Here is a 26,517-nt window from a genome sequence, read left to right as displayed (position 1 = left end):
GTGTCGGCGGCGGGCTCTACCGGCACGGGAATCACGGCAGATGTGACTGCCGCAGGCGGGCCGCCTGGGCGCGGACCTGGTCCAGTTGGGCGAGGGGCAGGCGCCGGGCTTCCCAGATCAGTTCGGCCATTCCGGCCTCCGCTGGGGTGGGCTCGGGGAGGCCGATGCCGGTCAGGGCGGTCAGGATGCCGGCCGGGATGTCCAGCATCGTGGCGAAGTCCGCCAGCAGATCCGGGGTCGGTTCCACGCGGCCTCTGCCCACCATTCCGATCGTGGCCGCGGACAGGTACCGGTCGGTCAGGGTGCCCAAGGTCCTGGCCGCACTCAGCCAGTCCAGATTGCGGTTGTGGAGCAGACCGACGATCACGGCGCCGGGGCCCGGTGGGTAGTGCTGCCAGGGACGCGGCGGTGGCGTTGGCGTGGTGCGCTCTTCTTGCGGCAGTGCCCGGGCGAACTGGCGTAATCGGTGTCGCTGTTCCGCTGTCAGGGGCATGGCGTCCCGCAGCAGTGACGGAGACGGCGTCATGCCGTTCAGCACGGCGCGGACATCGGACTCGGTGATTCCGGTTGCTGTGGTCAGGGCGCCGAGGTCGGTCTGCTGGTAGGCCGGCAGCCGCGCCAGAAGTGCTCCGAAGCCTGTCATTTCGCCACGGTAGGGCAGGGGGCCCATGGGGTATCCGCAGGCTTCCTGCGTCCGCGTCCGGCGAGGTGCTGCTCGTCTGTACCTGTTACCACGAGGGCCAGGCCGAGTGGGGCGAGGTCTTCGACGACCTCGGTGGACGCGACGGCGGCGCGGTGCGCTCCTCCTGCGACAGGGGTCCGAACGGGTGCCGGTGTTCTGTCGGTGGGGGGCCGCAGAATCGGCGGGTGGGCCGTTCGGGGCCCGATGAGATGGAGGGGCCCATGTCCTATCCGAGGCTTCCCGCGCCCGCGCCCGGCGAAGTGCTGCTCGTCTGCACCTGTTACTGCAAGGGCCAAGCCGAGTGGGGCGAGGTCTTCGACGACCTCGGTGGGCGGGACGGCGACGTGGTGGTGTTGAGCGGCGGCATGCGCCTTCGGGCCGTGGCGGATCCCCGGTGGGACTACCTCCAGGGCGGCAACCTCCCCGCCCTTGTCGAGGGTGGGGATGCGCCGGTCATCGCCGTTGCGGACAGTTCCGCGGTATTCGGCGGCGACGACGTGCTGCTCGTGGATCTGAAGGGGATACCGGGCCGCGGGGTCCGGGTCCCGTCGGACGAGCTCGGCCGCATTCTCACCGAGCTGGCGGAAGGCTCCCTGGCCTTCGGCGAGCTCGTGCGCGGCATGGACCGCTTCGGCCACTACCGCGGCGACGGCGGCGCTCCGTCGGTCCCCGCACCGACGGAAGTGGTCCGGACCTCGTTTCCGCAGCTGCCCGCCGCCCCCGAGGTGACGCTGCTGGTCCGCACCGGCTTCGCCGACGAGCAGGGATGGCGCGCCCTTATGTCCGCCCTTGGGGAGCCGGCGGACGACGAAGAATCCGATGAGGGGCAGTACTACGAGGAGGTGGAGTTCTGTGTCCTCGTGGTGGACGACCGCGCGTTCGAGGACCTCCAGCCGGGGCAGGCCCCCGCCCTGGTGCCGCCGGGCAGGAACACCACCATGGTCGCGCTCGCGGACGCCACGGCCCTGGCCGAGCCCGGCCACCCGTTGCTGCTGGTGGACCTGTACGACACCCCGGGCCATGCCATCCGCATCCCTCTCGCCGAGGCCGGCTCGGTGGCGGTCAATCTGGAGCTCGCCAACATGGACTTCGCCGAGTTCGACGGCATGGACTTCAGCGAATAACCGGCCGACGGTCCCCGCGTCATCGGCCTCGGCATTGCGCGCCGGCGGGGGACGTGCCCGGCCGGCGGGGAGCCGGCCGGGCCCTGGGCGGTCTCAGTTCGAGGCGGTGACGCCCTCGTCCGGGCCGGTGACCTCGACCGTGAGCTCGGCCAGGCCCCGCATCGCGAACAGCGGGCGGCGTTCGGCCTTCACCAGCCGCAGCCGCGTGCGCTCGAGCAGGGCGGCGAAGGCGGTGTGGGCCTCCATCCGGGCCAGCGCCGACCCGATGCAGAAGTGGATGCCGTGGCCGAACGACAGCGGCTGGCAGTCGGGCCGGTCGATGTCGAACGCGTCGGGGTCGGGGAACCGGTCGGCGTCGCGGTTGCCCGCGCCGACCACGCCGAGGATGCCGGTGCCCTTGGCGATCGCGACCCCGCCGACCTCGGTGTCCTCCAGCGCGACCCGCCCGACGTACTGCACCGGCGAGTCGTACCGCAGCATCTCCTCCACCGCGTTCGGCACCAGGTCGGGCCGGGCGGTCAGCGCCGCGTACTGCTCGGGGTGCCGCAGCAGCGCGTACAGGCCGTTGCCGATGAGGTTGGTGGTCGTCTCGTGCCCGGCGACGAACAGGAAGATCGCGTTCTGCACCAGCTCCTCGTCCGACAGCCGGTCGCCCTTGTACTCGGCCTGGCAGAACGCGCTGAGCAGGTCGTCGCCCGGGTTCTTCTGGCGCTCCCGCACCAGGGCGCCGAAGAAGTCGGTGAACCAGACGGCCGACTCGTTGGCCAGGGCGAGCTGCTCGGGGGTGATGCCCGGGTCCACCAGGGGGAGCGCCTGCGCCGAGTAGCGCTTGCAGTCCTCCCAGGCGTCCATGGGGATGTCGAGCATCCGGCAGATCACGGCGGCGGGCAGGCCGTAGGCGAAGTCGCTGATGACGTCCATGCCGCCGTCCGCGACGGCCTCGTCCAGCAGCTCGTCGACCCGGCTCTGCACGAACGGCCGCAGCGAGTCGATGACGCGGGGGGTGAAGGACTGGCCGAGCAGGCGGCGCAGCCGCTGGTGGTCCGGCGGGTCCATGCCGAAGATCCATTCACGGGAGAACAGGTCCACCGGCGACTCCGGCTCGAAGGCGCCGAAGAAGCGGGTGGTGTCGCCGCGGCCGATCCTGGGGTCGCGCAGCATCGTCTGGATCTCGGCGTAGCCGGTGATCATCCATTGGTTCAGCAGCGGGCTGAAGTGGACCCGCTCCTGCTCGCGGACCTTGGCGTAGTGCCGGTAGGGGTCGTCGAGGAAGCCCTCGGCGAAAGGGTCGAACAGCATTCGGTCCTCCAGGGTTCTCGGGCGGGCCGGGGGGATCAGGCGGCGGAGCCGGGGACGCGGCGGGCCCAGGGCTCGGCGGGCACCCGCGTGGCGTTCGCGAGCAGCGACACCAGGCGGTAGTGGCCGGCGGCGGCGATGAGTTCCAGGGCCTCCTCGTCGCTCCAGACGGCGCGGCAGCGCCGCCACAGGTCGTCGTCGAGATCGGCGGTGCGGTGCAGGGACTCCGCCAGGTCCAGGGCGAGCCGTTCCCGGTCGGTCCAGCCGGGGTCGGCGCCGGACCAGGTGGCGTCCAGGCGGTCCTCGGTGAGCAGGCCGGCGGTGAGCAGCGCGGTGGCGTGGATGCCCCACTCGGTCCGGCAGTCCGCGAGCGCGCAGGTCCGCAGGATGACCAGTTCGCGCTCGGCCCGGTCGGTGCGCGCGCCCTGGATGAGCAGCGTGGTGGGCTCGGTGAGCGCCGCGGCCAGCTCGGGGTGCCGGGCGACCACCGTGAACAGCTGCAGCGGCTCGGCGAGCCCGATGGCCTTGGTCATCGCGGCGAGCACGCCGGCGGCCTTCTCGTCGGCCTGCGGGTCGGCCGGTTCGATCCTCGGCGGCATGGGTCCGGTCCTTTCTGTGGTTTCTGGTCGGGACGGCGAAGGGTCAGGCGTGCCGGAGCCGTTCCCAGCGCATGCCGTACCGGCCGATGAGCCCGAACAGGGCGGTGTAGCCGAGCAGGACGAGCAGGTCGGCCGTCATCGCCGGGACCGACGCGCCCCGGCTGGTCGCGCCCTTCAGCAGGTCGATCACCCAGTACTGCGGGAAGACGGGGGCCACCAGCTGCGCCCACGACGGCATGAGCGCGACGGGCACCAGCGCCCCGGCGAGCGCCCCGCCGAGCAGCGTGAGCAGGTTGTTGAACTGGGGGACCTGCGCGTCGTTCGCCGAGACGGCCGCGAGCAGGCAGGCCGCCGCGGCGACGACGCCGCCGGTGGCCAGCGCGCCGAGCAGCAGGAACAGCGGGTTCTGGATGGGGATGCCGACCAGCAGGCTGCCGCCGCCGATGAGCAGGATCTCCTGGGCGGCGGCGATGAGCGCGATGGGCAGCATCTTGGCGAGCAGGATGGCGCCCTTGCCGAGGCCGAGCGACAGCACCCGGTTCCAGGTCCCCCAGTTGCGTTCGCGGTGCAGCGCCTGCGCGGCGTGCGCGCCCGCGAAGAAGACGTTGAGCAGCGCGAACCCGAACAGGCTCTGCTGGTAGGGGTTGGCGGCGTCCCGGTAGGGCTTGCCGGTCGGTGAGACGACGGCCGCGTCGGCACCGCCGGACAGGTGCTCCAGGAACACGGGCACCAGCACCGGCAGGGTCGGGTCGGCGATGACGTAGGGGGCCGCGCCGGGTTCGCGGACCAGCGCGAACGGCGTGGTGCCCCGGGCCACGCGGTCCTTGGCCTCGGCGAGCGTCACCGTGGCCTCGGGCCGCCCGAGGTTCTTGGCGTCGCCCGGCCCGGGCGTCCCGACGAGGACGTACGCGGGCGGCTCGTGCGACAGCGCGAACGCGCCGCCGAGCGCGGGCGCGAGGAACAGCGTCAGCACGGTCGGGACGGCGAACAGCATGATGAGCAGCAGCGGGTCGCGGCGGTAGATGGTGAGTTCCTTGCGGAACAGGGCCGCGAAGGCCGCCCCCTTGGCGATCCGCGCCGCGGGCGGGACCGGGGCCGGCGTGGGGGTGGGCACGGCGCGGGGGGCCGCGGTGTCGGTCATGAGTCGGTCTCGCTTCCGGTCAGCGCGATGAAGGCCGATTCGAGGCTCGGCGCGTCGAACCGCAGGTCGTCGATGTGCACGTCGAAGGTGCGGCCGAGGTCGGACACGACCTGTACGGCGGCGAGGCGGTCGGGCGCGGGCAGCCGCAGCACGCAGGTGCCGTCCGCGGCGGTGGCGGCCTCGGCCTTGCCCTCGACGCGCGGGTCGGCGTCGAGCGCGGCGCGCAGCGCCTCGGTGCCCGGGCCGGTGAGGCGCAGTTCGAGGTGCGCGGTGCCCTGCGCGGCCAGCAGCGACTCCAGGGTGCCGGCGAAGCGGGCCCGGCCCTCGTGCAGGATCACGACGTCGCGGGCGAGCCGCCCGACCTCCTCCATGTAGTGGGTGGAGTAGACGACGCCCGCGCCGCGCGCCGCCTCCTGCTCGATGAGCTCCAGCAGCAGGAGCCGCGACTGGGGGTCGACGCCGACGGTCGGCTCGTCGAGCAGCAGCACGCCGGGGCCGCCGAGGATGGCGGCGGCGAACCCGATGCGGCGCTTCATGCCGCCGGAGAACCCGCCCACCCGCTGGTCCTTGCGGTCGGCGAGGTTCACCGCGCCGAGGACGCGGGCGACCTCGGCGTCGACGGAGGCCTTCGGCAGCCCGACCGCGCGGGCGATGAACCGCAGGTTCTCCTCCGCCGTCAGCATCGGGTAGAGGGCGTGCTCCTGCGGCATGAGCCCGATCCGGGTGCCGGGGTCCACCCTGACGTCGCCTTCGTCGGGGCGCAGCAGCCCCGCCGCGATCGACATCAGCGTGGTCTTCCCGGCGCCGTTCTGGCCGAGCAGGCCGAGGACGCTCCCGGCCTTGACCGTGAGGTCGACCCCGGCCAGGGCGCGCACGTCGCCGAAGCTCATCGCTATCCGGCTCAGCGTGATCGGAGTGCCGGTTCCTTCGGTCCTGGCCACCGGCAGGTCGAGCTGAGGCATGCAGAACCCCTTACGCGCTGGTCGTTCATGGAGTCGGTCGGTGGGAGAGGCTCCGGCGGGGCCGGGGCCATCAGGCGGGGTCGTGGTCGGGAGAGCGGCGCCGGATCCACGCGCCGTGCGGATGGGTCACCGCGAGGAACTCGTCGGTGCGCTCGCCGCCGGCGAAGTGCGACACCCCGAGCAGGGTGGGCGGCTGCGCTCCCGCGGGGATCGGCACGCCGAACCCCGGGACCGACCCGGACGGCTCCAGCGTCACCCAGCTCACCGGCCGCAGCCGCGAGTACTCCCGCACCGCCTCCAGCACCCGCGCGACCGCGCCGGGGTCCACATAGGACAGGACCCAGGAGTTCATCAGGCACGGGTACACCCCGTCCGGCACCTCGGCGAGCAGCTCGGCGACGCCGTCGGGGAGGGTCCGGCGCAGCAGCCGGGGCGGGTCCTTGCGGGCCGCCGCGACGGCGGCGCGCAGCCGGACGGCCCGCTCGGCGTGGTCGCCGAACACGCAGGCGGCCAGCCAGCCGACCGCGCGGTCGTCGGTCACGTCGATCGGCGCGGCGTCCAGGCCCGCCCGCCAGGCCACCGCCGGCCGGGCGGCGGGCAGCAGGCCGGTCCAGTCGCCCTCCAGCCGGGAGCGGATCACCACGTCGGAGTCGGGGGCCTCGAGCACCGGCCCGTTCTCGTACGCGTAGCCGAACCGGTCGGCGCCGAGGTTGAGGCCCGCGCTGCAGCCGAGCTCGATGAGGCCGAGCGGCGCGTCCCCGGCCCGGGCCGCGGCGCGGGCGAGCCCGAGCAGCAGCGCCGCCGACCGGCCGACCTCGTTGGTCTGGGTCCGGTTCACCGCGACGCGCTCGGCGATCGCGCCGGCGTGGCGGCGGCAGAAGGCCGTGAACGCCTCGGCCGGGTCGTCCGCCCTCGGCGGCCGCCCGCTCACCGTGGGGAACCAGGCGGCCAGCGGGTCGTCGGGGTTCTCGGCCAGCACGCTGTGCAGGGACGCGAAGAACAGGGTGTAGCGGCGGAACTCCGGCGGCGCGGGCAGGAGCAGCCGCAGCACGTCGGGTTCGTCCGCCGCGATGGCCGACAGCCGCTCGTACAGCGGCGAGTAGTCCTTGCCCTCGCGGGCCACGAAGCTCTGGAACTCGACGCGCAGGGCGGCCAGTTCTCCTGTGGGGTCGGTGGTCATCGGACGTCCTCCTCAACCGTCGGCGGAGGTACGGGTCCGGCCGAGCGTGGCCAGCAGGTCGGCATGCAGCTCCATCCAGATGTCGTGGAAGCTCTCCGTCCGGGGGGCGGTGAGCGCGGTGGGCTCGCCGGAGCGGAACCGCTCGGCGGCCGCGGCCAGGCGCGCCACGTACCGGCCGTACCGCGGCAGCGCGGCGGCGGGCCCGGCCAGGACGGGGGCCAGGACGGAGGGCAGGGCCGCGTCGATCCCGTCGAGCGCGGTGCGCGCCGCGGTTTCGTCCCGGTCGGCCTGCCAGCGGGTGCAGAGCGCCTTGACCTCGTCGTTCAGCGGCAGGAACGCGGTGTAGGCGGCCTCCACGGCGGCGTGCGCGCCGTGCTCGGCGAGTTCGGCGCGCAGCAGCTCGTCGCGGTGCGCGCGGCCTTCCGGGGTGACCGACCAGCCGCTGATCCGGCCGGTGCGCTGCCGGACCAGCCCGGCGGCCGCCAGCTCCTCCAGCCGGGCGGCCAGCTCCGGCTCCGGCGTGCCGGTGGCCCGGGACAGCTCCGCCGCCTGCGCCAGCCCCTTGATCGTCAAGGAGTTCAGTGTGTTGAGCGTGTCCGGGGTGCTCAGGGTGCTCGGTGTGTTCGGCATCGTGTCTCCTTCGGCGTCATGGGCCCGTGGTCATAGCCCGAGGTCATAAGCCCGTGGTCATAGGTAGGCGCGGGCGTGCCGGACGGCCAGTTCGGCGAGCGGGCCGGTGGCGGTGAGCGCGGCGGTGTCCCCGGCGCGGGGCCGCCGCACCGCGATCCGGCACCAGGCGTCCAGCGGCCCGGTCACCGTGTCGGTGGCGTCGGCAGGCCCGAACTCGTGCTGGCCGGCGCCCGAGGTCAGCGCGAGCCGCAGCGTGCGGCCCGGCGGGCGGCGCAGCCCGGCGCGCGCCACCGCGTACGGCACGCTCGCCAGGGCCAGCCGGGCCACCTGCGGCAGTGCGGCGTCGTGGGCGGGGCCGGCGCCGAGCGCGGCCCGGATGTCCAGGCCGTGCGCCCAGTGCTCCATGAGACGGGCCCGGGCGAAGTCGGCCACGCTCATGCCGAGGCCCCACGGGACCCGCAGGTCTTCGGGGGCCGTGGTGAACGCGGCCCGGGTCGCGGCGGCGGCCGTCCGCCACCACCGCAGCACCTGCCCGGGCGTCATGGCGCGGCCCCGCTCGCAGCCCGCCTCGGTGAACGCGTCGGCGTCGGCGTGGCCCGACAGGGCGCGGGCGAACGCCCGGTCTCCGCCGGTCAGCGTGGCGAGCGCGACCTCCTCGGTGTCGGCCAGGTGCGCGACCTGGTCGCGGACGGTCCAGCGCGGCGCCGGCGTGTCCCGGAGCCAGTCGGCGTCCGGGCGGTCCGCCAGCAGCCCGGCCAGCTCGTCCTGGACCTGGCCGAGCAGCAGCACCAGCCCGGCCACCTCGGGCGTCATGCCCCGGCCCACTCGGCGAGCCGCTCCTGGTAGGCCGTCCGGGCCGGCGTGGTGGTGACGGCCGCGGCGGCCGGCCCGTGCACGCGGCCGCCGGTGCCGTCCACCGTCACGACGTCCCCGGCGGCGAGCGGCCGCCCGCCGATCCGGACCGTGCCGGCCTCGAAGGCCAGCGCGGCGGCGCCGCACACGCACGGCACGCCCAGTTCGCGGGCGACCACGGCGGCATGGCTCATCCGGCCGCCGGTCGCGGTGAGGATCGCGCCGGCGGCGGCCATCCCGTGGATGTCGGACGGCTCGGTGAACTCCCGGACGAGGACGGCGGTCTCCCCGCTGTCGGCCATGTCCAGCGCGGCGTCGGCGTCGAAGACCACCCGCCCGGTGGCGATCCCGGGGGAGGCGGGCAGCCCGGTGCACAGGACCGGGCCGAGGTCGGTGCCCGGCGCGGCCGACGCGACCGCGCCGGTGCGGTCCCCGGCCCGCCGGACCGCCTCGGCCCGGTCGATCGTGCCCTCCGCCACGAGGTCCAGCGCGATGCGGGCCGCCGCGGCGTCCGTCCGTTTGCCGGGCCGGACCTGGAGCAGCCACAGCGTGCCGTCCTCGACGGTGAACTCGATGTCGCACATGTCGGCGTACATCGCCTCCAGCGCCGCCGCGTGGCGCAGCAGGTCGGCGTGCACCCCGGGCGCCCGCGCCGCCAGGTCGGCCAGCGGGCCCGGGGTGCGGGTGCCGTCGACCAGGCCGCTGCCCTGCCCGTCCGGCAGGAACTCCCCGACGGCGCCGGGCTCGCCGGTCACCGGGTCGCGGGTGAACAGCACGCCGGTGCCCGAGACGCCCGGTCCGGGCAGGTCGCCGAGCACCATGGCCTGGACGGTGACGGCGGTGCCGCCCTCGTCCGGCAGCCCGTGCAGCCGCCGGTACTCCGTCGCCCGCTCGGTCCGCCACGAGGAGAAGACCGCGTCGATCGCGGTGAACAACTGCTCGTAGGGGTCGCCGGACACCGGGCCGAGGCCGAGGCCGGCGTGGGCCTCGGCCAGGGCGCGGGCCGAACGCCGGGCGTATCCGGAATCCCCGGTGCGGGCGTCCAGCGCGGCCGCCGCCGCCGGGACGAGCCCGATGTTCAGCAAGGTGTCCATCATTCCCGGCATGGACACCGCCGCGCCGGAGCGCACCGACACCAGCAGCGGGGACGGCCCGCCGCCGAAGACCCGGCCCAGGCGGCGGGCCAGCCGGTCCATCTGGGCGCGGACCTCCGCGCGCAGGCCCGGCGGCGGCTCGCCGTTCTCCAGGAACGCCAGCCCGGCCGCGGTGGACAGGACGAACCCGGGCGGGACCGGCAGGCCCGCCTCGGTCATCCGGACCAGCCCGGCGCCCTTCCCGCCGAGCAGGGCGGCCCGCTCGGCGGGCGGGATCCGGGCGGCGTCCTCGAAGGCGTGCGCGTAGGTGGTGGTGCGGGTGCGGGTTCCGCTCACCGGCGCCGCCGGGAGGCGTCGGAGATCCACGGCGGGGTGTAGCCGAGATCGGCGGGGTTGGTGTCGGCGCCCGGCGGCAGCAGCAGGTCGATCAGGTCCAGCGCCTCGGCGTCCAGGGTGGCGCCGGCCGCGTCCAGCAGGCCGCCGAGCTGGGCGGCGGTGCGCGGCCCGAGCAGCGTCGAGGTGATCGCCGGGTGGGTGTCCACCCAGGCGAGCGCGAGCTGCAGCAGGCTGAGGCCGCGCGATTCGGCGAGCTGCTCCAGCTGCTCCACGATGTCGTACTTGCGGGCGTTCTCGGGGCTGTCGCTGAAGAAGCGGACGGTGACCTTCTGCTCGGCCGCCCGCGAACCCGCCGGGAACTCCTGGCCGCGCCGGTACTTGCCGGTCAGCCAGCCGCCCGCCAGCGGGCTCCACACCAGCACGCCCATGCCGAGCCGCCGGCACGTCGGCAGCACCCCGGACTCGACCGCCCGGTTCAGCACCGAGTACTGCGCCTGCTCGGCCACGAACCGCTCCCGCAGCCGCTTCTCGGCGGTCCACGCCGACTCCACGAGGAGCTCCGGCGGGAACGCCGACGTGCCGATGTAGCGGACCTTGCCCTGGCGGACCAGGTCGGTGAGCGCGCCCAGGGTCTCGTCGATGTCGCAGTCGGGGTCGGGCCGGTGCACCTGGTACAGGTCGATGTGGTCGGTGTCCAGGCGGGACAGGCTGGCCTCGACGGCGCGCATGATGTGCAGGCGCGAGTTGCCGCGGTCGTTGGGGCCGGGCCCGGTCGGCATGTGGAACTTCGTCGCGAGGAACACCTGGTCGCGGCGGCCCTTCAGGACCTGCCCGAGGATGCGCTCGGACTCGCCGCCCGCGTAGGCGTCGGCCGTGTCGATCAGGTTGATCCCGCGGTCCAGGGCGAGGCCGACCATCCGGTCGGCCTCCTCGGGCCCCTGCCCCCCGGACGCGCCGAACATCATCGTGCCGAGGCCGTAGGCGCTGACCCGCGCGCCGGACCCGCCGAGCCGGCGGTACTCCATGCCCATCACGCCCTCGCGCCGGTGAGGGCGCCGAGCAGGGTGTGCAGGTCGCCGACGGTCTCCACCGCGGCGACCTGCGGGTTCCCCACCAGCGTCACGCCGTAGGTGTTCTCCAGCACCACCAGCATCTCCAGGGCGTCCAGGGAGTCCACCCCGAGGTCCTTGGCGATGACGTCGCCGAGCCGGATGCTGCGCCTGACCTGCTTGAGGTCGGCGTAGATGTCCTCCATCTCGGTGAGGAACTCATCGGCGGTACCGAGTTCAGCGTTCGACATAGACCTCTCCTGTCGTGCCGTCGATGGTGACCGTGTCACCGGGTTTCAGGTCCTTCACCAGCGCGCATCCCACGACCGCCGGAAGGTGGTACTCGCGGGACAGGATCGCGATGTGCGACATGTCGCTGCCGCGCTGCGTCAGCACCCCGTCCACGAAGCCGAGCAGCGGCGCCACGTCGGCGTCGGCGGACTCGCAGACGAGGATGCACGGGACGTCCTCGGGCAGGTCGTCCTCGGCGTGCACCACGACGCCGGTGACGCGGCCCGGCGACACGCCCCGGGCCTGCTTGGGGGCGTCGTCGGCCCAGCTGCGCGGGGCGGCGCCGCCGAGGTCGAGGTGCTCGGGCATCGGCGTCACGATGGCGCGTTCGCACGCCGCGCGCCGCGCCGGGACCTGGTCGGCCAGGCCCGGCTCGCGGTAGAGCCGGCGGAACTCCTCGATGGTGAGGTACGGCCAGACGCCGGCGTCCACCGACCACAGTTCCGCCAGGACCGGCAGCGTCCGGCGGTGGACGTGCAGCAGCCGCATGACCAGCGACTTGGAGTGCTCGCGGGACGACATGGTCTCGCCGATCACCCGCGCGATCGACTGGACGACCCGGCCGCGCACGCCGCCGAGCATCCCCCACTGCGCCTCCGCCGGGTCGACCAGCCCGCGCGCGTTCGCGTTGCCCTCGGTGACCGCCTTGTGCCGTACGGCGAACTGCCGCCACGGCATCTGGTCGTCGGCCACCTCGTAGAACGAGGAGTTGAGGAACTCGCCGGGCAGGAGCGCCCCTTCGTCGCCGGCGAAGTCGTGCAGCCGGCTCCACACCAGCTCGCGGGGGCGGTTCAGCCACGGCTCCACCTCGCCGTACGAGCCGAGCAGGCGCTTGTTGACCGCGCGCTGCACGACCGTCAGCGGGACCAGCCCGGTCGTGGTGATGATGTGCGTGGCCCAGGCGTCGTCCAGCAGGTCCGCGGCGCGCAGCAGCGTCTCGGCCAGCCCCGCCTCCGAGCGCAGCCCGATGGCGGTGCGGGCGTGCTGCTCGACGAGGAAGACGTCCTCCTCCAGCCGGCGCAGGGTGGGGCCGAGCCGCCCGAGTTCGCGGACCAGCCGGGGGACGGCGGCCATCCGGTTGTAGCCGCTCTCGCGCCGCGCCGCGGTCTGCGGCGCCGCCACCCCCTCGAAGTAGGCGTCGGCGACGTCCTCGGGCGCGACCCTGGGGAGCTGCCGCGCCAGATGGGCGTACGCCGAGAGGTTGTGGTACGGCTTGCAGCCGAAGTAGCCGAGGAACACGTAGTGGTCGCCCTGGCCCCACGGCCGGTCGCCCCATATGCGGCGGACCAGCCGGCGGGTCCCGCGCTCCATGGGCGTGCCGACCAGCGACCACGACATGGGCGACAGCCGCTGCGGCGCGACCTCCCCCAGGTTTCCGGCGGAGTAGACGCTGAAGCGCGGATGTGCGTCGATGTCGATCTCGGGGAATCGCCCGGTCATACGAAACTTCCCTGCAGGTCTGCGTCCGGGGCGCGCAGCGCGGCCCCGGTCGCGTCGAGGTATCCGGGCCGGCACCGCGGGATCCCGCCCGGCAGCGCCGAGAGCACGGCCGGGTCGATCTGGAACCAGGGTTCGGCGTAGTCCAGGAGCGCCTTGGGCAGGCCGATCCGGCCGGCCACCAGGCGCTGCAGCCGGCCCACGGCCGGCCAGTCCACGATCTTGGGCACCACGCCCCAGGGGCGGCACAATCGGTGCAGCACCTCCGAGACCGTCGGCAGGTCCGGGTCGTACCAGGTCCAGGTGGCGCCGGCCGCGGGCCGCGCGACGGCGCGCCCGACGAGCTCGGCGGCGCACGCCACGTCGCCCGCGTAGCTGGGGAACCGCCCGCCGTCGCGCAGGTGCACGGGGTAGCCCTGCACGAGGTAGGGCAGCACGGCCGGCAGCCCGTCCGCCGCGTTCAGCGGGGCCCCCGACGGGTCGGGCCCGAGCAGCGGCCCGAACCGGATGGTCGTGATCGGCAGGTCGCGGGCCTCCCGGACCAGCGCCTCCGCATGGTATTTGCCGTACTCGTACCAGTTGCGGAAGGTCTGGCCGACGTACAGCTCGCGGTTGCCGACGACGCCCTCGGCGCGGCCGAAGGCCAGCAGCGACGACACGTGCACCAGGCCGCCGAGGCCGGGGCAGTCGCGGGCGAACCTGAGCATGGTGCGGACACCCGCCGCGTGCAGGTCCAGCGCGGTGGCGGGACCGGCCGACCAGTCGACGCTGCCGAAGCAGCTCACGATCCGGGTGACCGAACCGCGCAGCGCGGCGGCCTCGTCGCCGGACAGCCCCAGGTTGTGCCGCGTCACGTCGCCGCGCACACCGCGCCCGGCGGCGGCGGTGCCCGACCGCGACAGCGCGACGACGTCCCAGCCGGCCGCGTCCAGCGCCAGGCTGACGGCGCGGCCGAGATAGCCCGACCCGCCGAGCACCAGCACCGTTCCTTCGGCCACCGCTTCCTTGTCCTCTGTTCTCATGTCACCGCTCATCCGGGGAACCTCGCCATCCTCGAAGCGGTCAGCTCTCTCGGCTCGTCGTAGGACCGCCGGTCGACTCCGAACACCAGCCGGGCCAGCAGTTCGGCGTCGCCGTCCGGCAGGTCGGACCCGACCAGACCGGCCAGCACGGCCCGCGGGAACACCCGCTCGCAGGCCACGTAGCGCAGCCCGATCAGGGCGTTGTGCCAGGACGGATCGAGCGCGGCGAACCGGTCGGCGTTCTGGGTGAGCCACGCCATCGGCCGGCCCGCGATGGGCAGGGTGCGCGGCTCCCGGCGGAACCGGTCCGGGTCCAGCGCGTGCGCGGCGTCCAGCAGGCCGCGCACGCTCGGCGCGGTGCCGCCCGTCCCGAGGTGGCAGACCAGCGGCCGGTCCGGGCGCCGGTCCGCCATCGCGCGGACCGCGCGCAGCAGCACCTCGGCGGCCTGGTCGCGGGGCAGCGCGTCGACGAGGGCCCCGCGCATCACCGGCAGGATCCCGGCGGGCAGGTCGTTCCAGCGGTCCGCCAGCAGGTACAGGGAGCTGCGCTTCAGCGTCTTGCCCGTGACGCTGTTGCCGACCAGCGCGCACACCCGCGTGACCAGCAGCGGGACCGCGCCCGGCTCGGCGGCGAGCTGCCACAGCCGCTGCTCGGCCAGCCACTTGGACTGCTCGTAGGCGGTCCGGTCCCCGCCGCTCGGCAGCGGGGCCTCGGGCACGGTGCCCAGCATGGCCCCCGCGACATAGATCGAGCTCGCGTACACGTACGGCACGCCGAACCGGCGGGCCAGCCCGTAGCCGTGCTCGGCGCCCAGCACGTTGGTGCGGATGAGGTCGGCGGAGCGGCCCGCCCAGTTGGTCTCTCCCGCCAGGTTCACCACGGCGTCCACGCCGTCCCGGGCCAGCGCGGCCAGATCGTCCTCGGCCAGGCCCCAGCCGGGCCGCAGCACGTCGCCGCGCACGGCGGTCTCGCGCAGCTCCGGCGGGACCGGGTGGCGGGCCGCCGACCGGTCCCGCAGCACGGGCACGACGGTGACGTCCGGCGGCAGCACCTCGGCGATGCCCGCGCCGAGCTGCCCGGTCATCCCGGCGACGAGGAGCCTCACGCGGTCACCTCGCCGCACGAGGTGTCCACGGTCCGGTCGTACTCGGCGATGTCGGGGACCAGCCCGCCCGCGACCAGCTCCCACATCATCTCGTCGCTGCCGCCGCCGAGGCGGCCCAGCCGCACGTCGCGCCACATCCGGGCCATGGGCGTCTCGTCCTCCAGGTAGCCGGGTCCGCCGAACAGGTGCATGCACTCGCTGGTGACCCGTTCGGCGAACCGGACCGCCGTCACCTTGATCGCGGCGGTCTCGCGGATCCCGCACCCGCCGGGCCCGGCCGCCGCCGCGCCGTACACCGCGAAGCGCAGCACGGCCAGCTCGGAGGCGAGCTCGGCCAGCCGCAGCCGCAGCGCCTGGTGCTCGATGAGCCGCACCCCGAACTGCTCGCGGCGGTGCAGGTGCGCGGTGGCCAGGCCGATGGCCCGGCCGGCGACCCCGGCGACCTGCGCGGCGACCGCGAGCCGTTCGTGGCTGAGCGCCCACGAGGCGACCGCCAGCCCCAGGCCGGGCCGCCCGACGATCGCCTCGTGCGGGACGACGGTGTCGACCGACATCCAGGTGGTGTCGAGGGAGCTGGTCCCGACCTTGGTGAGCGGCTTGACGGTCCGCAGCGCCGTACCGGGCACCAGGAACAGGCCGAGCGGCGCCAGCGAGCCCTGGTTCTCCTCCTCCATGCGGCAGAGCAGCAGCGCGAAGTCGGCGACCCGCCCGAGCGACAGGTACTTCTTCTCGCCCCGCACGTGCCAGCCTTCGGGGACGCGGGTCGCGGTGGTCCGCAGGCCGTTGAGGTCGGACCCGCCGGCCGGCTCGGAGGCGCCGAAGCAGCCGACGGACCGGCCGTCCAGCACGTCCTGCAGCGTCGTGCCGTGCGCCGCGCCGCCGTAGCGCCGCAGCGCCGCGGCGACCGTCTCCATGGTGAGGCTGATGCCGACGGCGACGCCGCCGCAGCCCGCCCGCCCCATCTCCTCGGCGATGATCATGCCCTTGCCGGTGTCGCCGGCGCCCGCCCAGCGCTCCCGGACCAGGCCGGTCCCGGCGAACCCGCGGTAGGCCTCGCGGGGGAACAGCCCGGCCGCCTCGGCGTCCTCGACGTGCGGCAGCACGGTCTGCGCGATCGCGTCGCGGGTCCGGGCACGGAAGGCGTCCACCGCGGGGCCGGTCAGGCCGCCCGCGAACAGCGTCGTCTCGGCCCGTGCCTCTTCCGGCACCGCCGGCCCGGCTGCCGTCTGCTCGGTCACCGTCATGCCACGCCCTCGCTCTCTCTGGGCCGGTCGGCCGGCCCGGCGGTCGGAACGATCCCGAGCGACCGGCGGATGCCGCCGTTGATCATCCGGGCGCGGTAGACGCGGCCACCGCCCCACAACATGAGGTAGAGGGCGGCCCCGGTGACCGCCGCGGCCGGCACCGAGAAGCACGCCACGACCGCCATGTGCCGCACGAACTCACCGCTCTTGAAGACCTTCATGTCGGCCATGCGCTGGATCCGGCCCCGCCCGGGCTCGCCGAAGGTCGCCAGCGTGCGCCGGTGGCTGCCCGCCATGAGGACGAGCGCCACGGCCGCCACCGGCAGCCCGGTCCAGCTCGGCAGCAGCGCCGACAGCGCCGCGACCGGTACCAGCGCGAGGTAGGCGACGACGGCGGCGAGCCGGAACGCGCGGGCCGCGCCGAGCCGTACCGGCAGCGTCCGGTTGCCCACCTGCGGGTCGAGGTCCACGTCGCGCAGCGCGGCGAGGATGTTGTTGGAGACGCAGGCGGTCAGGTGGTACACGACCACGAGCGCCAGCGCCCACGGCCGGCCGCCGCCCGCGAGGTACCAGGCGATGACCGCCGGGATGGTCTGCGGGATGCTGATCACCACGGAGGCGACGACGCCGCCGTCCTTGACCTTGGAGTACGCCATGGACAGCACCACGGTCGCGGCGGTCAGCCCGGCCGCGACGCCGAACCGGCCGGGCGTCCCGCAGGCCAGGTAGAGCGCGGCGATGCCCGCGGCGAAGTAGGCGCCGGTGGCCGCCCAGGCCTGCCCGACCGTGACGAGCCCGGACGGCAGCGGCAGGTAGGGCGCGGTCACCCGGTCCCCGTCGGCGTCGAGGATGTCGTTGACGATGAACAACGCGCCCCCGGCGGCGGCGGTGAACACCACGAGCCCGACGATCCGCCACACCCCGAGCGGGTGCGCGGCGGCGACCCCGCCCATCACCGCGGGCCACATGTTGATGTTCGACAGGTGGATGCGGGTCATCCACCAGAGCGCCTCGAAGGTGAGCGCCGCCCGGCGCAGCCCGCTCACCGCCCTTCCCCCGCGGCCAGCGCCGCCTCCGGCTCGGCCTCGCCGCCCGGCCCGGCCTCCACGGCCGGCTCGCCGCCCAGTTCGCCCGCGAGGAGCCGCTGCCACATGAGCCGCCGGCGCGGCTTGCCCGAGGAGGTCATCTCGATGCCGCGCTTCGGCACCCGGACGACCCGGACGTCCACCTCCGCGCCGACGATCGGCTGGAGCACGGCGAGGACGGCGGCGCTGTCCGCCGCCACCTCCGACACCACGCACACCGTCGGCACATCACCGGCGAAGCCCGCCAGCACCGCCATCCGATGCCAGGAGAACAGCCCCTCTTCGGCCAGCGCCTGCTCCAGGTCCTCCACGTAGATGTTGCGGCCGCGCACCTGGAGGCTGTCGCCGATCCGGCCCAGCACGTACAGCTCGCCGTCCAGGAAGAAGCCGGCGTCGCTGGTCAGCAGCCGCCCGTCCTCGAAGCGGGTGCTGGCGTCGCGGTCCTCGCGGGCGTAGCCCTGCGCGATCGCGGGGCCGGCCACCGCGATCTCGCCGACCCGGCCTTCCGGCAGCGCCTGGCCGAGGTCGTCCACGATCTCCACGGTGGTGCCGGAGAGGGGACGCCCGCAGCCGACATGCCACAGCAGCCCGCCGCCGTCCGCGCCGTCCGCCTGGCCGGGGTGGGCGGCGAAGTCGTCGAGCGTGCCGGTATGGACCGGCACGACGGTGTCGCCGATGCGCAGCGGCCCCGGCGCGACCGCCACCACGCGGGGCGCCTCGCCGAGCCCGTTCCCGCTGACCGCGAGCGTCGCCTCCGCCAGGCCGTAGGCGGGCTGGAGCGTCCGCGGGTCGAAGCCGTGCGGCCGGAGCAGGGCGGCGAACGCCTGCAGGCTCGCCGGGCGGATCCGCTCGGCGCCGGTGATGACCACCCGGACCGAGGAGAAGTCCATGCCCTCCAGGGCTTCGGGACGCACGCGGCGGACCACGAAGTCGAACCCGAAGTTGGGCATCACCATGATCTCGCCGCCGTGCCGGCCGAACCGCTCCAGCCAGCGCAGCGGCGTCATGATGAACTGCTCGGGCCGGGTCAGGCCCTGGTTCATCTGGTAGACGACGGGCACCAGCAGCCCGCCGACCAGCCCCATGTCGTGGTAGAGCGGCAGCCAGGAGGCGCCGGACTCGGACCCGCCGCCGATCCACTCGTGGATCATCGCCAGGTTCGCCTCGAGGTTCGCCCAGCTCACCCGCACGCCCCGGGTCGGCCCGCGCGAGCCGGAGGTGAACTGCAGCAGCGCGGTCCGGGCGGGCGGGAGGGCCTGTGCGGGACCCTCCTCGCGGTCGTCCGGGACGAGCACCTGGCAGGCGGTGCCGGCGGCGTCCGCGGCGTTCGCGGCGTCTGCGGCGGCCGCGGCGGTCTCGTCGGCCAGGTCGGCGTCCGCCAGCGCGAACCGGGCCCCGGCCGTGCCGATGACGTGGGCGGCGTGCGCCCGCCAGCTCGCCGCCGTGCCGAGCGCGACCGGCGGCGCGAGCGGCGACACGGTGCCGCCGGCCAGCAGGACCCCGAAGAACGAGACCACGAAGTCCGGGCCGGTCCGGTGCGCGATCACCACGGTGTCGTCGCGGTCCAGCCCGGCGTCCGTCAGCCGCGCGGCCAGCCCCCGCACCCGGCCGGCCAGCCCGGTGTAGGAGTACTCGGTCCAGCTCCCGTCGTCCTGCAGGAAGCGCAGGAGACGTCCGGGGACCGGGTCGTGCACCCAGTCCAGCAGTCCGTTGACGTGCACGCGATTCCCCTTCAAGACAAGACGATCGGAAGGCGGGACAGGCCGCGCAGGAACAGGTTGGGGCTCCACTGCGGGGCCTCGCCGGTGAGGCGGGCGTTCGGGAAGCGCTCGAAGAACCGCCGGAAGGCGATCTCGCCCTCCAGCCGGGCCAGCGGGGCGCCGAGGCAGAAGTGGATGCCGCCGCCGAAGGTGTGGTGCGCGCGCGGCTGCTCGCGGTCCAGCCGGAACGCGTGCGGGTCGGGGAAGACGGCGGGGTCGGAGTTGGCGGCCTGCGGCAGGATGATGACGGTCTGGCCCTTGGAGATCGGGACGCCGGCGATCTCCAGGTCCTCCTGCGCCACCCGCGCGGTCGTGCGCAGCGGCCCCTCGAAACGCAGGACCTCCTCGGTGAGCCGCTCGGCCAGCTCCGCCGGGCGGGCGGTGAACTCGGCGGCCTGCGCGGGGTGGCGCAGCAGCGTGAGCACGCCGTTGGCGAGCAGGTTCATGGTCGTCTCATGGCCCGCCCAGACCAGCAGGATCGCGTTGGCGACCATGTCGTCCTCGCTGATCTGCTGCTCGTCGTGCGCCTTGACCAGCATGGTGAGGACGTCGTCGCGGGGGTCGGCGCGCCGGGCGCGCACCAGCCGCAGCAGGTACTCGGAGAAGTTCAGCACGGCGCTTTGGCTGCGCTCCAGCGACTCCGGCGTCAGGTCGAGGTCGAACAACCGCGCCAGGTCCGCCGACCACTTCTTGAAGTCGTCGCGGTCCTGCGCGGGGACGCCCAGGATCTCGCAGATCACGATGATCGGCAGCGGGAACGCGAACGCCTCGACGAAGTCGACCTCCGGGCCCTCGATGCCGTCCAGCAGCTCGGCCACGATCTCCTCGACGCGCGGGCGCAGCAGCTCCACCATGCGCGGCATGAACGTCCGGCCGAACACCTTGCGCACCTGGGTGTGGTCCGGCGGGTCCAGCTGCGACATCCAGCGCCGCACCACCTGGAACGCGGCGGCGTCGTGCTCGCCGCGCCCGCCCACCGACGCCCAGAACTCCGACTTGCCGAAGCGGGGGTCGCGCAGGATCTCGGCCGCCGGGGCGTGCGCGGTGACCAGCCAGAAGCCGGGCGGGAACGCGTCGCTCCACTGGATCGGCGCGCGTTCGCGCAGCCTGGTGTAGATGGGGCGGGGGTCGTCGAGGAACTCGGGCCGGAAGATGTTGAGCTCGAGCGGCTCGATCAGCTCGGGCATGTCGGACAGCTCAGGCGTGTCAGTGGACATCGGTACCTGCCGGTGAGTGAAGGCGATGGGATGCGGGGCCGCGGTGGGCGCCGCCGGTGCGGAAGGGGCGGGTCAGCGCCGGACCTGCAGGCGCTCGCGCAGCCGCGCCATCAGGCCGCCGTCGGCGAGCAGGTCCAGCAGGTAGGGGTCGACGGGGACGCCGGCGTAGACCTGCCCGGACGGCATGTGCGTGATCTGCCCGGTGGCGAGGTCGGCGATCAGCGGCCCCTCCTCGGGGATCGGCGTGCCGCCGCGGTACTCCAGGAGCGGGAGCCCCACGTTGAAGGAGTTGCGGTAGAAGATGCGCGCGAAGCTGTGGGCGATGACCACCGGGACGCCGATGTCGCGCACCGCCGTGGCCGCGTACTCCCGGCTGGAGCCGCAGCCGAAGTTCTCGCCGGCGACGAAGGCGTCCCCGGCGGTGAACCGCTCCGCCATCTCCGGGTAGGTCGCGGCCAGGCCGCGCAGGGCGCCCTGCGCGGTGGCCCCGCCGAGCGTCATGAACCTGCCGGGGAACAGGGTGTCGGTGTCGATGTTGGTGCCGAGCTTCCAGCATCGGCCGGGGATCTCGACCTTCATAGGAACGTCCTCGGGTCGGTGATGGTGCCGGTGATGGCGCTCGCGGCGACGGTGGCGGGGGAGGCGAGGAAGACGTTCGCCCCCGGATTGCCCATCCGCCCCACGAAGTTGCGGTTGCTGGAGCTGACGACGTTCTCGCCGTCGCCCAGCACGCCGCCCTGCAGGCCCGCGCACGCGCCGCAGCTGGGCGCCATCACCATCGCGCCGAGCTCGGCGAACCGCGCGACCATGCCCTCGACGAGCATCTGCCGGTAGATCCGCTTCGACGCGGGGGTCACGATCAGGCGCACGTCCGGGTGGACGGTGTGCCCGTCCAGGACCTCCAGCGCGTTGCGGTAGTCGGTGAGGCGCCCGCCGGTGCAGGAGCCGAGGAACGCCTGCTGGAGCCGGACCGACCCGGCGGCCTCCGCGACGGGCACGACGTTGTCGACGCTGTGCGGCCGGGCCACCATCGGGCCGAGGTCGCCGAGGTCGATGTCGAAGCGCCGGCCGTAGTCCGCGGCGGGGTCGATGCGGCGCTCGGCGGCCGGGCCGGCGGGGGCGCCGGCCGGATCGAGGAACGCGGCGGTCGCGGCGTCGGTCTCCAGCAGGCCGACCTTGGCGCCCAGCTCCACCGCCATGTTGGCCAGCACGATCCGCTCGTCCATCGGCAGGCCGCGCAGGCCCGGGCCGCCGAATTCCAGGGACTCGTACCGGAACCCCGCGACGCCCACCCGGCCGAGCAGGTGCAGCACGACGTCCTTGGCGTAGACGCCGCGCGGGAGCGTTCCCGTCAGGGCCACCGCGGTCGCCGCCGGGACCCGGAACCAGATCCGGCCGGTGGCGAACACCCCGGCCATCTCGGTCGAGCCGATGCCGGTGCCGAACGCGCCGAGCGCGCCCGCCGTGCAGGTGTGGGAGTCGGTGCCGACGACGACCATGCCGGGCCGCACCATGCCGGACTCGGCGAGCGTCTGGTGGCTCGGGCCGTCGTAGAAGGCCGTCCCGGTGATGCCGTGCCGCTCCACCGCCTCGATGGTGGCGCGGTTGTTGTTGGCCTGGTCGGCGGTGGCCGCCGGCACGAAGTGGTCGATGGTGACGAACACCTTCGCCGGGTCCCAGAGCGGGACGCCCAGCTCCTCGAACATCTTGAAGGTGGGCGGCCCGAGCACCTCGTGGGTGAGCGCGACGTCGACCTCGACGTCCACCACCTCGCCCGGCCGTACCGGGTGGCCCGCCTTCTCGCTGAGAATGCGCTCGGCAAGGGTCTGCGCGGGCATCAGGCCGCGATCTTCGAGTAGTAGAAGTCCTGGAGCTTCACCCACTGGGCGCAGGACGCCCGGACCAGCTCCTCGGCGCGCGTTTCGAAGCCGGGGGCCTCGCCGGCGTACTTCACGATGAGCTCCCGGGCCTCGCGGGCGTGGTAGACGTCCACTTCGCCGTGCACGAGGAACCATTCCGCGTCGTGCTTGGACACGCCCATCTCGGTGGTGAGGTGGTCGTACATCCGCTGCACGGCCGCGGGCGTCTGGCGCTCGTTCACGTAGAAGGCGAGCAGGCCGTAGACGAAGTGCTCGTTCAGGCACGTTCCCGTGAGGTAGTCGATGAACTCCATCACCTCGGGGGCCGGCGGCACGCCGTCGAGGTCCTCGCCCGCGCCCATGGCGACCGCGAACCGCTTCATCAGGTTGTAGTGGCTGTCACTGCCGTCCCGGATCGCGGTCTCTTCGGCGATGAGCTGTTCCATCTCCCACTGCCGGACGTCCTCGTGGTGCATCGCGCGGGCGTGGATCGCGCTGAAGCCGACGTTCTGCAGAAAGGTCTGGTGGTATTTCTGGATGGCCCAGTCCTTCAGGCGCTCACGGGACACGCCGCCGGACACCAGGGTTTCGGTGAACGAATGCCGGACATAGGCCTGCTCGTCGATGAGCTCGTCTAACTTCGCGATCAGGTCAGAATGCATGAAACATTACCCCTCTTCGCTTCGATGACGCATTGCGTCAAGGGCCGCTGTTCAATTCCCGGCGCATCGGACGGTTATGCCCCCGGCGACCTGACTCCAATGGGTCATGTGTTTCGCCTGAGTTACATATGCCTATCTCGAATGCTGAGAACCCCGACAGAGGCCGATCCTTGATCGCATGACCTTGGAGCAGGGTGACTGTAACCATGCGGCAGGCCGAGATGCCAGCCTCTTTCTCGCCATATGAGACGCCAGAAGGGCGCGCCGGCCCGGTCACTTCGATTCGGACAGTGGTGATCCGATGGGACGACCGGGTTGTTGCGAGCAGTCATGTGGACGGAAGTTCGGGACACGAATGACTTTGTCATCCCCGGTAAGGAAAAGCCTTACTGGCCGGCGGCGCGCGGCTTGGAATGTTCCAAAAAGACCCATCGGTGCGCCATCCTCGGGGTCTCACACGCGCTCGCCCGGTGAAGTGAGGCCGCCGCTTTGGATTCGGACGGCGGCGATCCGGCCGGCCGACAAGATCGACACGGAGGGTGCAAGATCGGATGCGGGGGCTAAAAGATCATGAAACGGCGCCGGATGAGACCTTTATTACAAAGGGTTGACCCGGTCGCCGGCTTTCGCGTGTGCCCGGTGACGGCGCACGGCCGCACCGTGGATCTGCCGGCCGGGAAGGCCGGGTCCCCGTCCAGGACGAGGCGCAGGCCCAGCACGTCGGCCCCTGCGCGTGGACGTGGCGTCCGTGCGCAGGGGCCGACGTGGGCGAAGGGTCAGGGCGCTTCCCGGGCGGCCGGTGAAAGCGCGGCGCCGTCCGCCGTGGCGGGCCGGGCCGCGGGGCGCAGGGTGGCCAGGGCGGTGGACCAGGCGACGAGCTGGTCCAGGGTGGAGGTCAGGGCCGCCGTCTGGTGCTCGGCGGGGGTGAAGTCGGTGAAGTCCGTGAAGTCGTGGTGGAGGCTGAGGGCGACCTGGGCGGAGACGTCGGCGATCTGCAGGGCGCCCAGGACGGGGCGGAGCGCTTCGACGGCGCGGACGCCGCCGTCGAAGCCGTAGGAGACGAAGCCGGCCGCCTTGTTGTTCCACTCGGCGTGGACCCGGTCGAGGGCGTTCTTGAGCGTGCCGGGGGCGGAGTGGTTGTACTCGGGGGTGACGAACAGGAATCCGTCGTAGGCGGCGACGGTCCGCGCCCATGACCGGGTGTGCTCGTGGGTGTAGCGGCCGGTGGCGGGCGGCAGGGGTTCGTCCAGGGGCGGCAGGTCGATCTCGGCGAGGTCGACGAGCTCGAAGCGGGCGTCGGCGCGCGCGGCGGCGTGCCCGAGGGCCCACTCGGCGACGGCCCGGCCGCGGCGGCCGGGGCGGGTGCTGGCCAGGACGACGGCGATGGTGATCATGAAGGGTCCTTTCAGGGTTACCGGTACGCGGTGAACTGGGCGGCCAGGCGGGTGACCGGGTCGGGGCCGAAGAGCATCTCCAGGGAGGCGGCCGATTCGGCGGCCGACGCCTCGCCGCGCGGGAAGAGCGCCTTCTCGTAGGCGGCCAGGGCGGCGCCGGTGTCGCCGGGGTGGCCGGCGACGGCCTGGCCGAGCTCGGCGCCGTCGAGCATGGCGAGGTTGGCGCCCTCGCCGGCGAAGGGCGACATCAGGTGCGCGGCGTCGCCGAGCAGGGTCACGCCCGGCACGGGGTCCCAGCGGTGGCCGACGGGCAGCGCGTGGATGCGGCGCGGCACCAGGGCGCCGTCGGCGTCGGCGATCAGGGTGTGGAAGCGCTCGTCCCAGCCGGCGAACTCCGCCAGGAGCGCGGTCTTGGCGGCGGCCGTGTCGGTGAAGTCGATGCCGTCCAGCCAGTCCTCGTCGGCGCGCCGGGCGAGGTAGACGTGCAGGCTGCCGTCGGTCTCGTGGTGGGCGAGGACCGCGCGCCGGCCGTCCAGGGCGAAGAAGGAGCCGCCGCCGATCAGGTCGGCGCTGCCGGGGTGGCGGACGGCGGCGTCCAGCAGGTCGAGTTCGACGAAGGAGATGCCGGTGTAGGCGGGGCGCGCGGGCGAGAGCAGCGGCCGGATCCTGGACCAGGCGCCGTCGGCGCCGACCAGCAGGCCGGTGGTGATGGTGCCGCCGCCCGCGAAGGCGACCTCGTGGCGGCCCTCGCCCAGCGGGCGGGCGCCGGTGACCTTGGCGCCCCAGCGGACGGTGCCTTCGGGGAGGGAGTCCAGGAGCAGGTCGCGCAGCTGCCCGCGGTCCACCTCGGGGCGGTCGCCGGTGCCGTCGTCGTCCTCTTGCAGGGCGACGACGGCGTTGTGGTCCAGCAGCCGCAGCGCCTCCCCGCCCGGATGGACGAGCTCGCGGAACGGCTCGTACAGGCCGGCGGCGTGCAGCGCGGCCTGCCCGGAGTCCTGGTGGATGTCGAGCATGCCGCCCTGGGTGCGGACGTGCCGGCCGGCCTCCAGGTCGAACACGGTCGCCTGGATGCCGCGGGTGTGCAGGACGCGCGCCAGGGTCAGGCCGCCGAGGCCGGCGCCGATGATCGCGATGGGGTGGTGGGCGGTGGTCATGGTGGTCTCCCGGTGAGTGCGGAACGAGTGCATTGGTGGGGTTGTTCGAAAACTATAACGACTCTACTGATGTGGTTGTTCCGGGCCGGGTCGGTAGACTGGCGGCATGGCCGAGGTCGCGGTGGGACGCAGGGAGCGCAAGAAGGCCCGCACCAGGCAGGCGATCGCCGACGCCGCGCTGGAGCTGTTCCTGGAGCGCGGCTTCGACCAGGTCACGGTCAAGGACGTCGCCGAGGCCGCCGACGTGTCGATGAGCGGGCTGTTCAAGCACTTCCCGACCAAGGAGTCGCTGGTCTTCGACCTGGAGGGCGACATCCGGGCCGGTCTCGTCGCGGCCGTCCGCGACCGCCCGCGGGGGACGCCGGTGCTGCAGGCCCTGCGGGCCTGGCAGCTGGACCGCGCCGACGCGGCGGACGCGGAACCGCGCACGGCCGCGTTCCGCGACCTGGTCACCGGCACCCCGGCGCTCGCCGACCACGCCCGCCGCATGTGGCTGCGGTACGAGCGGGAGCTGGCCAAGGCGATCGAGCAGGCGGGGCCGGACGCTCCCGGCGCCGGCATCGCCGCCCGCGCGTTGGCCCGGTTCGTCCTGGACCGGGCCCAGTTCTGGCACCGCGGCGAACTCGACGCCGCCTTCGCGCTGCTGGCCGGCGGCTGGCCCGCGCCCGAACTGGACATCCCGCCGCACGCTCCGGCCGAGCCGCCGTCGGCCCCGGCCCGCCCGCCGGGCCTGCGCGAGCGCAAGAAGGCCCAGACCAGGCAGGCCATCACCCGCGCCGCGCTGGAGCTGTTCGCCGAACACGGCTACGACGACGTCGGGGTCCGCCAGATCGCCGACGTGGCGGGCACCTCGCCGGCGACGCTGTTCGCCTACTTCCCCGACGGCAAGGCCAGTCTCGTCTTTCCCGGCGACCGGGCCGACAACGCCGCCGCGCTGGCGCGCGCCGTCCACCACCGGCGTGCAGGTCAGAGCGTCCTGCGGGCGATCCACGACCACATGGCCGAGCGGGGCCCGTTCAAGCAGGACCCCACGCCCGGCGAGCGGCGCGTGCTCGACCTCGTCCGCGCCACCCCGGAACTGAGCGACTATGCGCTCCGCTCCTGGACCACGGCCCAGGACGCCCTCACCACCGCCATCACCGAGGAGGCCGCGCTCCCCGCCGACGACACCACTGCCCGGCTGCTGGCCCGCTATGTCCTGCAGATCCCCGATCTCGCGACGGCGGCCGATGACGCCCGCCATGCGCTGGACGTCATCACCGAACTCCTTGAGCGAGGCTGGCCCGCCTGTCTCCGGAGTTGACCTCTTCCTTGGTCGAGGTTGCAGGCTTGCCGGAGACC

At 73.8% G+C, this 26,517-nt stretch carries 25 protein-coding genes; 2 read left to right on the top strand and 23 right to left on the bottom strand.

The genetic code is table 11. From position 1 onward, the window contains the following. Positions 1 to 31: 31 nt before the first annotated feature. Entirely contained in the window at positions 32 to 643 is a 612-nt protein-coding gene (locus tag ACRB68_RS08915; protein ID WP_194293217.1) for a hypothetical protein, read from the bottom strand. Between the two features lie 260 nt (positions 644 to 903). Here ACRB68_RS08915 and ACRB68_RS08910 point away from each other — a divergent pair, with 260 nt between their 5' ends. Further along, the gene (locus ACRB68_RS08910) at positions 904 to 1,806 is read left to right on the top strand and encodes a DUF6924 domain-containing protein (protein ID WP_153531641.1); all 903 of its coding nucleotides are present in this window, start codon (positions 904 to 906) and stop codon (positions 1,804 to 1,806) included. A gap of 93 nt (positions 1,807 to 1,899) precedes the next feature. Here the strand turns inward: ACRB68_RS08910 and ACRB68_RS08905 are convergent, their stop codons facing one another. The 22 genes from ACRB68_RS08905 to ACRB68_RS08800 all read right to left on the bottom strand — a co-directional run bounded on the left by ACRB68_RS08905 (position 1,900) and on the right by ACRB68_RS08800 (position 25,176). After that, on the bottom strand, positions 1,900 to 3,105 hold the full coding sequence (locus tag ACRB68_RS08905; RefSeq protein ID WP_153531639.1) for a cytochrome P450: 1,206 nt from the start codon (positions 3,103 to 3,105) through the stop codon (positions 1,900 to 1,902). A gap of 35 nt (positions 3,106 to 3,140) precedes the next feature. Next, positions 3,141 to 3,701: a carboxymuconolactone decarboxylase family protein gene (locus ACRB68_RS08900; RefSeq protein WP_153531637.1), complete on the bottom strand. Its 561-nt coding sequence runs from the start codon at positions 3,699 to 3,701 to the stop codon at positions 3,141 to 3,143. A 43-nt stretch (positions 3,702 to 3,744) separates the two neighbouring features. Continuing rightward, on the bottom strand, positions 3,745 to 4,842 hold the full coding sequence (locus tag ACRB68_RS08895; RefSeq protein ID WP_153531635.1) for an ABC transporter permease: 1,098 nt from the start codon (positions 4,840 to 4,842) through the stop codon (positions 3,745 to 3,747). Further along, the gene (locus ACRB68_RS08890; protein WP_153531633.1) at positions 4,839 to 5,804 is read right to left on the bottom strand and encodes an ABC transporter ATP-binding protein; all 966 of its coding nucleotides are present in this window, start codon (positions 5,802 to 5,804) and stop codon (positions 4,839 to 4,841) included. Before ACRB68_RS08890 ends, ACRB68_RS08895 begins: the two co-directional genes overlap by 4 nt. Before the next feature lie 70 nt (positions 5,805 to 5,874). Continuing rightward, positions 5,875 to 6,984 (bottom strand): DUF2332 domain-containing protein, encoded by a 1,110-nt coding sequence (locus tag ACRB68_RS08885; protein ID WP_153531631.1) that lies wholly within the window; start codon positions 6,982 to 6,984, stop codon positions 5,875 to 5,877. Positions 6,985 to 6,996: 12 nt separating this feature from the next. Then, positions 6,997 to 7,614 carry a MarR family transcriptional regulator gene (locus ACRB68_RS08880; protein WP_153531629.1) on the bottom strand — a complete coding sequence of 206 codons (618 nt, stop codon included), beginning with the start codon at positions 7,612 to 7,614 and terminating at the stop codon, positions 6,997 to 6,999. A gap of 57 nt (positions 7,615 to 7,671) precedes the next feature. Then, positions 7,672 to 8,427: a maleylpyruvate isomerase family mycothiol-dependent enzyme gene (locus ACRB68_RS08875; RefSeq protein WP_153531627.1), complete on the bottom strand. Its 756-nt coding sequence runs from the start codon at positions 8,425 to 8,427 to the stop codon at positions 7,672 to 7,674. Continuing rightward, complete coding sequence (locus ACRB68_RS08870) at positions 8,424 to 9,896, bottom strand: pyruvate, phosphate dikinase (protein WP_153531625.1); 1,473 nt, start codon at positions 9,894 to 9,896, stop codon at positions 8,424 to 8,426. Before ACRB68_RS08870 ends, ACRB68_RS08875 begins: the two co-directional genes overlap by 4 nt. After that, on the bottom strand, positions 9,893 to 10,921 hold the full coding sequence (locus ACRB68_RS08865; protein ID WP_153531624.1) for an aldo/keto reductase: 1,029 nt from the start codon (positions 10,919 to 10,921) through the stop codon (positions 9,893 to 9,895). The genes ACRB68_RS08870 and ACRB68_RS08865 overlap by 4 nt, the downstream gene beginning before the upstream one ends. A 5-nt stretch (positions 10,922 to 10,926) precedes the next feature. Then, on the bottom strand, positions 10,927 to 11,196 hold the full coding sequence (locus ACRB68_RS08860) for an acyl carrier protein (protein ID WP_153531622.1): 270 nt from the start codon (positions 11,194 to 11,196) through the stop codon (positions 10,927 to 10,929). Beyond that, positions 11,183 to 12,676, bottom strand: coding sequence for a PEP-utilizing enzyme (locus ACRB68_RS08855; protein ID WP_153531620.1), 1,494 nt, complete (start codon positions 12,674 to 12,676; stop codon positions 11,183 to 11,185). Before ACRB68_RS08855 ends, ACRB68_RS08860 begins: the two co-directional genes overlap by 14 nt. Next, positions 12,673 to 13,695 (bottom strand): SDR family oxidoreductase, encoded by a 1,023-nt coding sequence (locus ACRB68_RS08850; protein WP_194293216.1) that lies wholly within the window; start codon positions 13,693 to 13,695, stop codon positions 12,673 to 12,675. The genes ACRB68_RS08855 and ACRB68_RS08850 overlap by 4 nt, the downstream gene beginning before the upstream one ends. Before the next feature lie 8 nt (positions 13,696 to 13,703). Next, positions 13,704 to 14,801 carry an SDR family oxidoreductase gene (locus ACRB68_RS08845; protein WP_153531616.1) on the bottom strand — a complete coding sequence of 366 codons (1,098 nt, stop codon included), beginning with the start codon at positions 14,799 to 14,801 and terminating at the stop codon, positions 13,704 to 13,706. Further along, a complete protein-coding gene (locus ACRB68_RS08840; RefSeq protein WP_153531614.1) occupies positions 14,798 to 16,045 on the bottom strand; it encodes an acyl-CoA dehydrogenase family protein in 1,248 nt (415 codons plus the stop codon). Before ACRB68_RS08840 ends, ACRB68_RS08845 begins: the two co-directional genes overlap by 4 nt. After that, the gene (locus ACRB68_RS08835; protein WP_153531612.1) at positions 16,042 to 17,091 is read right to left on the bottom strand and encodes a UbiA family prenyltransferase; all 1,050 of its coding nucleotides are present in this window, start codon (positions 17,089 to 17,091) and stop codon (positions 16,042 to 16,044) included. Before ACRB68_RS08835 ends, ACRB68_RS08840 begins: the two co-directional genes overlap by 4 nt. Beyond that, on the bottom strand, positions 17,088 to 18,851 hold the full coding sequence (locus ACRB68_RS08830; RefSeq protein ID WP_194293215.1) for an AMP-binding protein: 1,764 nt from the start codon (positions 18,849 to 18,851) through the stop codon (positions 17,088 to 17,090). The genes ACRB68_RS08835 and ACRB68_RS08830 overlap by 4 nt, the downstream gene beginning before the upstream one ends. Before the next feature lie 11 nt (positions 18,852 to 18,862). Continuing rightward, the gene (locus tag ACRB68_RS08825) at positions 18,863 to 20,107 is read right to left on the bottom strand and encodes a cytochrome P450 (protein ID WP_153531608.1); all 1,245 of its coding nucleotides are present in this window, start codon (positions 20,105 to 20,107) and stop codon (positions 18,863 to 18,865) included. A gap of 72 nt (positions 20,108 to 20,179) precedes the next feature. Next, complete coding sequence (locus tag ACRB68_RS08820) at positions 20,180 to 20,686, bottom strand: LeuD/DmdB family oxidoreductase small subunit (protein WP_153531607.1); 507 nt, start codon at positions 20,684 to 20,686, stop codon at positions 20,180 to 20,182. After that, complete coding sequence (locus ACRB68_RS08815) at positions 20,683 to 21,945, bottom strand: 3-isopropylmalate dehydratase large subunit (protein ID WP_153531605.1); 1,263 nt, start codon at positions 21,943 to 21,945, stop codon at positions 20,683 to 20,685. The genes ACRB68_RS08820 and ACRB68_RS08815 overlap by 4 nt, the downstream gene beginning before the upstream one ends. Beyond that, on the bottom strand, positions 21,945 to 22,628 hold the full coding sequence (locus ACRB68_RS08810) for a TenA family transcriptional regulator (RefSeq protein ID WP_153531603.1): 684 nt from the start codon (positions 22,626 to 22,628) through the stop codon (positions 21,945 to 21,947). The genes ACRB68_RS08815 and ACRB68_RS08810 overlap by 1 nt, the downstream gene beginning before the upstream one ends. 776 nt (positions 22,629 to 23,404) lie before the next feature. Continuing rightward, positions 23,405 to 24,022 (bottom strand): NADPH-dependent FMN reductase, encoded by a 618-nt coding sequence (locus ACRB68_RS08805; RefSeq protein ID WP_153531602.1) that lies wholly within the window; start codon positions 24,020 to 24,022, stop codon positions 23,405 to 23,407. Between the two features lie 17 nt (positions 24,023 to 24,039). Then, complete coding sequence (locus ACRB68_RS08800) at positions 24,040 to 25,176, bottom strand: FAD-dependent oxidoreductase (RefSeq protein WP_153531600.1); 1,137 nt, start codon at positions 25,174 to 25,176, stop codon at positions 24,040 to 24,042. Positions 25,177 to 25,282: 106 nt separating this feature from the next. Between ACRB68_RS08800 and ACRB68_RS08795 the strand changes: the two genes are divergently transcribed. Continuing rightward, entirely contained in the window at positions 25,283 to 26,479 is a 1,197-nt protein-coding gene (locus tag ACRB68_RS08795) for a TetR/AcrR family transcriptional regulator (RefSeq protein WP_153531598.1), read from the top strand. Positions 26,480 to 26,517: the final 38 nt, after the last annotated feature.

The organism is Actinomadura macrotermitis (assembly GCF_009604375.1).
GTDB lineage: Bacteria > Actinomycetota > Actinomycetes > Streptosporangiales > Streptosporangiaceae > Spirillospora > Spirillospora macrotermitis.
The sequence above is the reverse complement of the archived record's forward strand: the minus strand, read 5'-3'. Positions and strand labels throughout refer to the sequence as shown.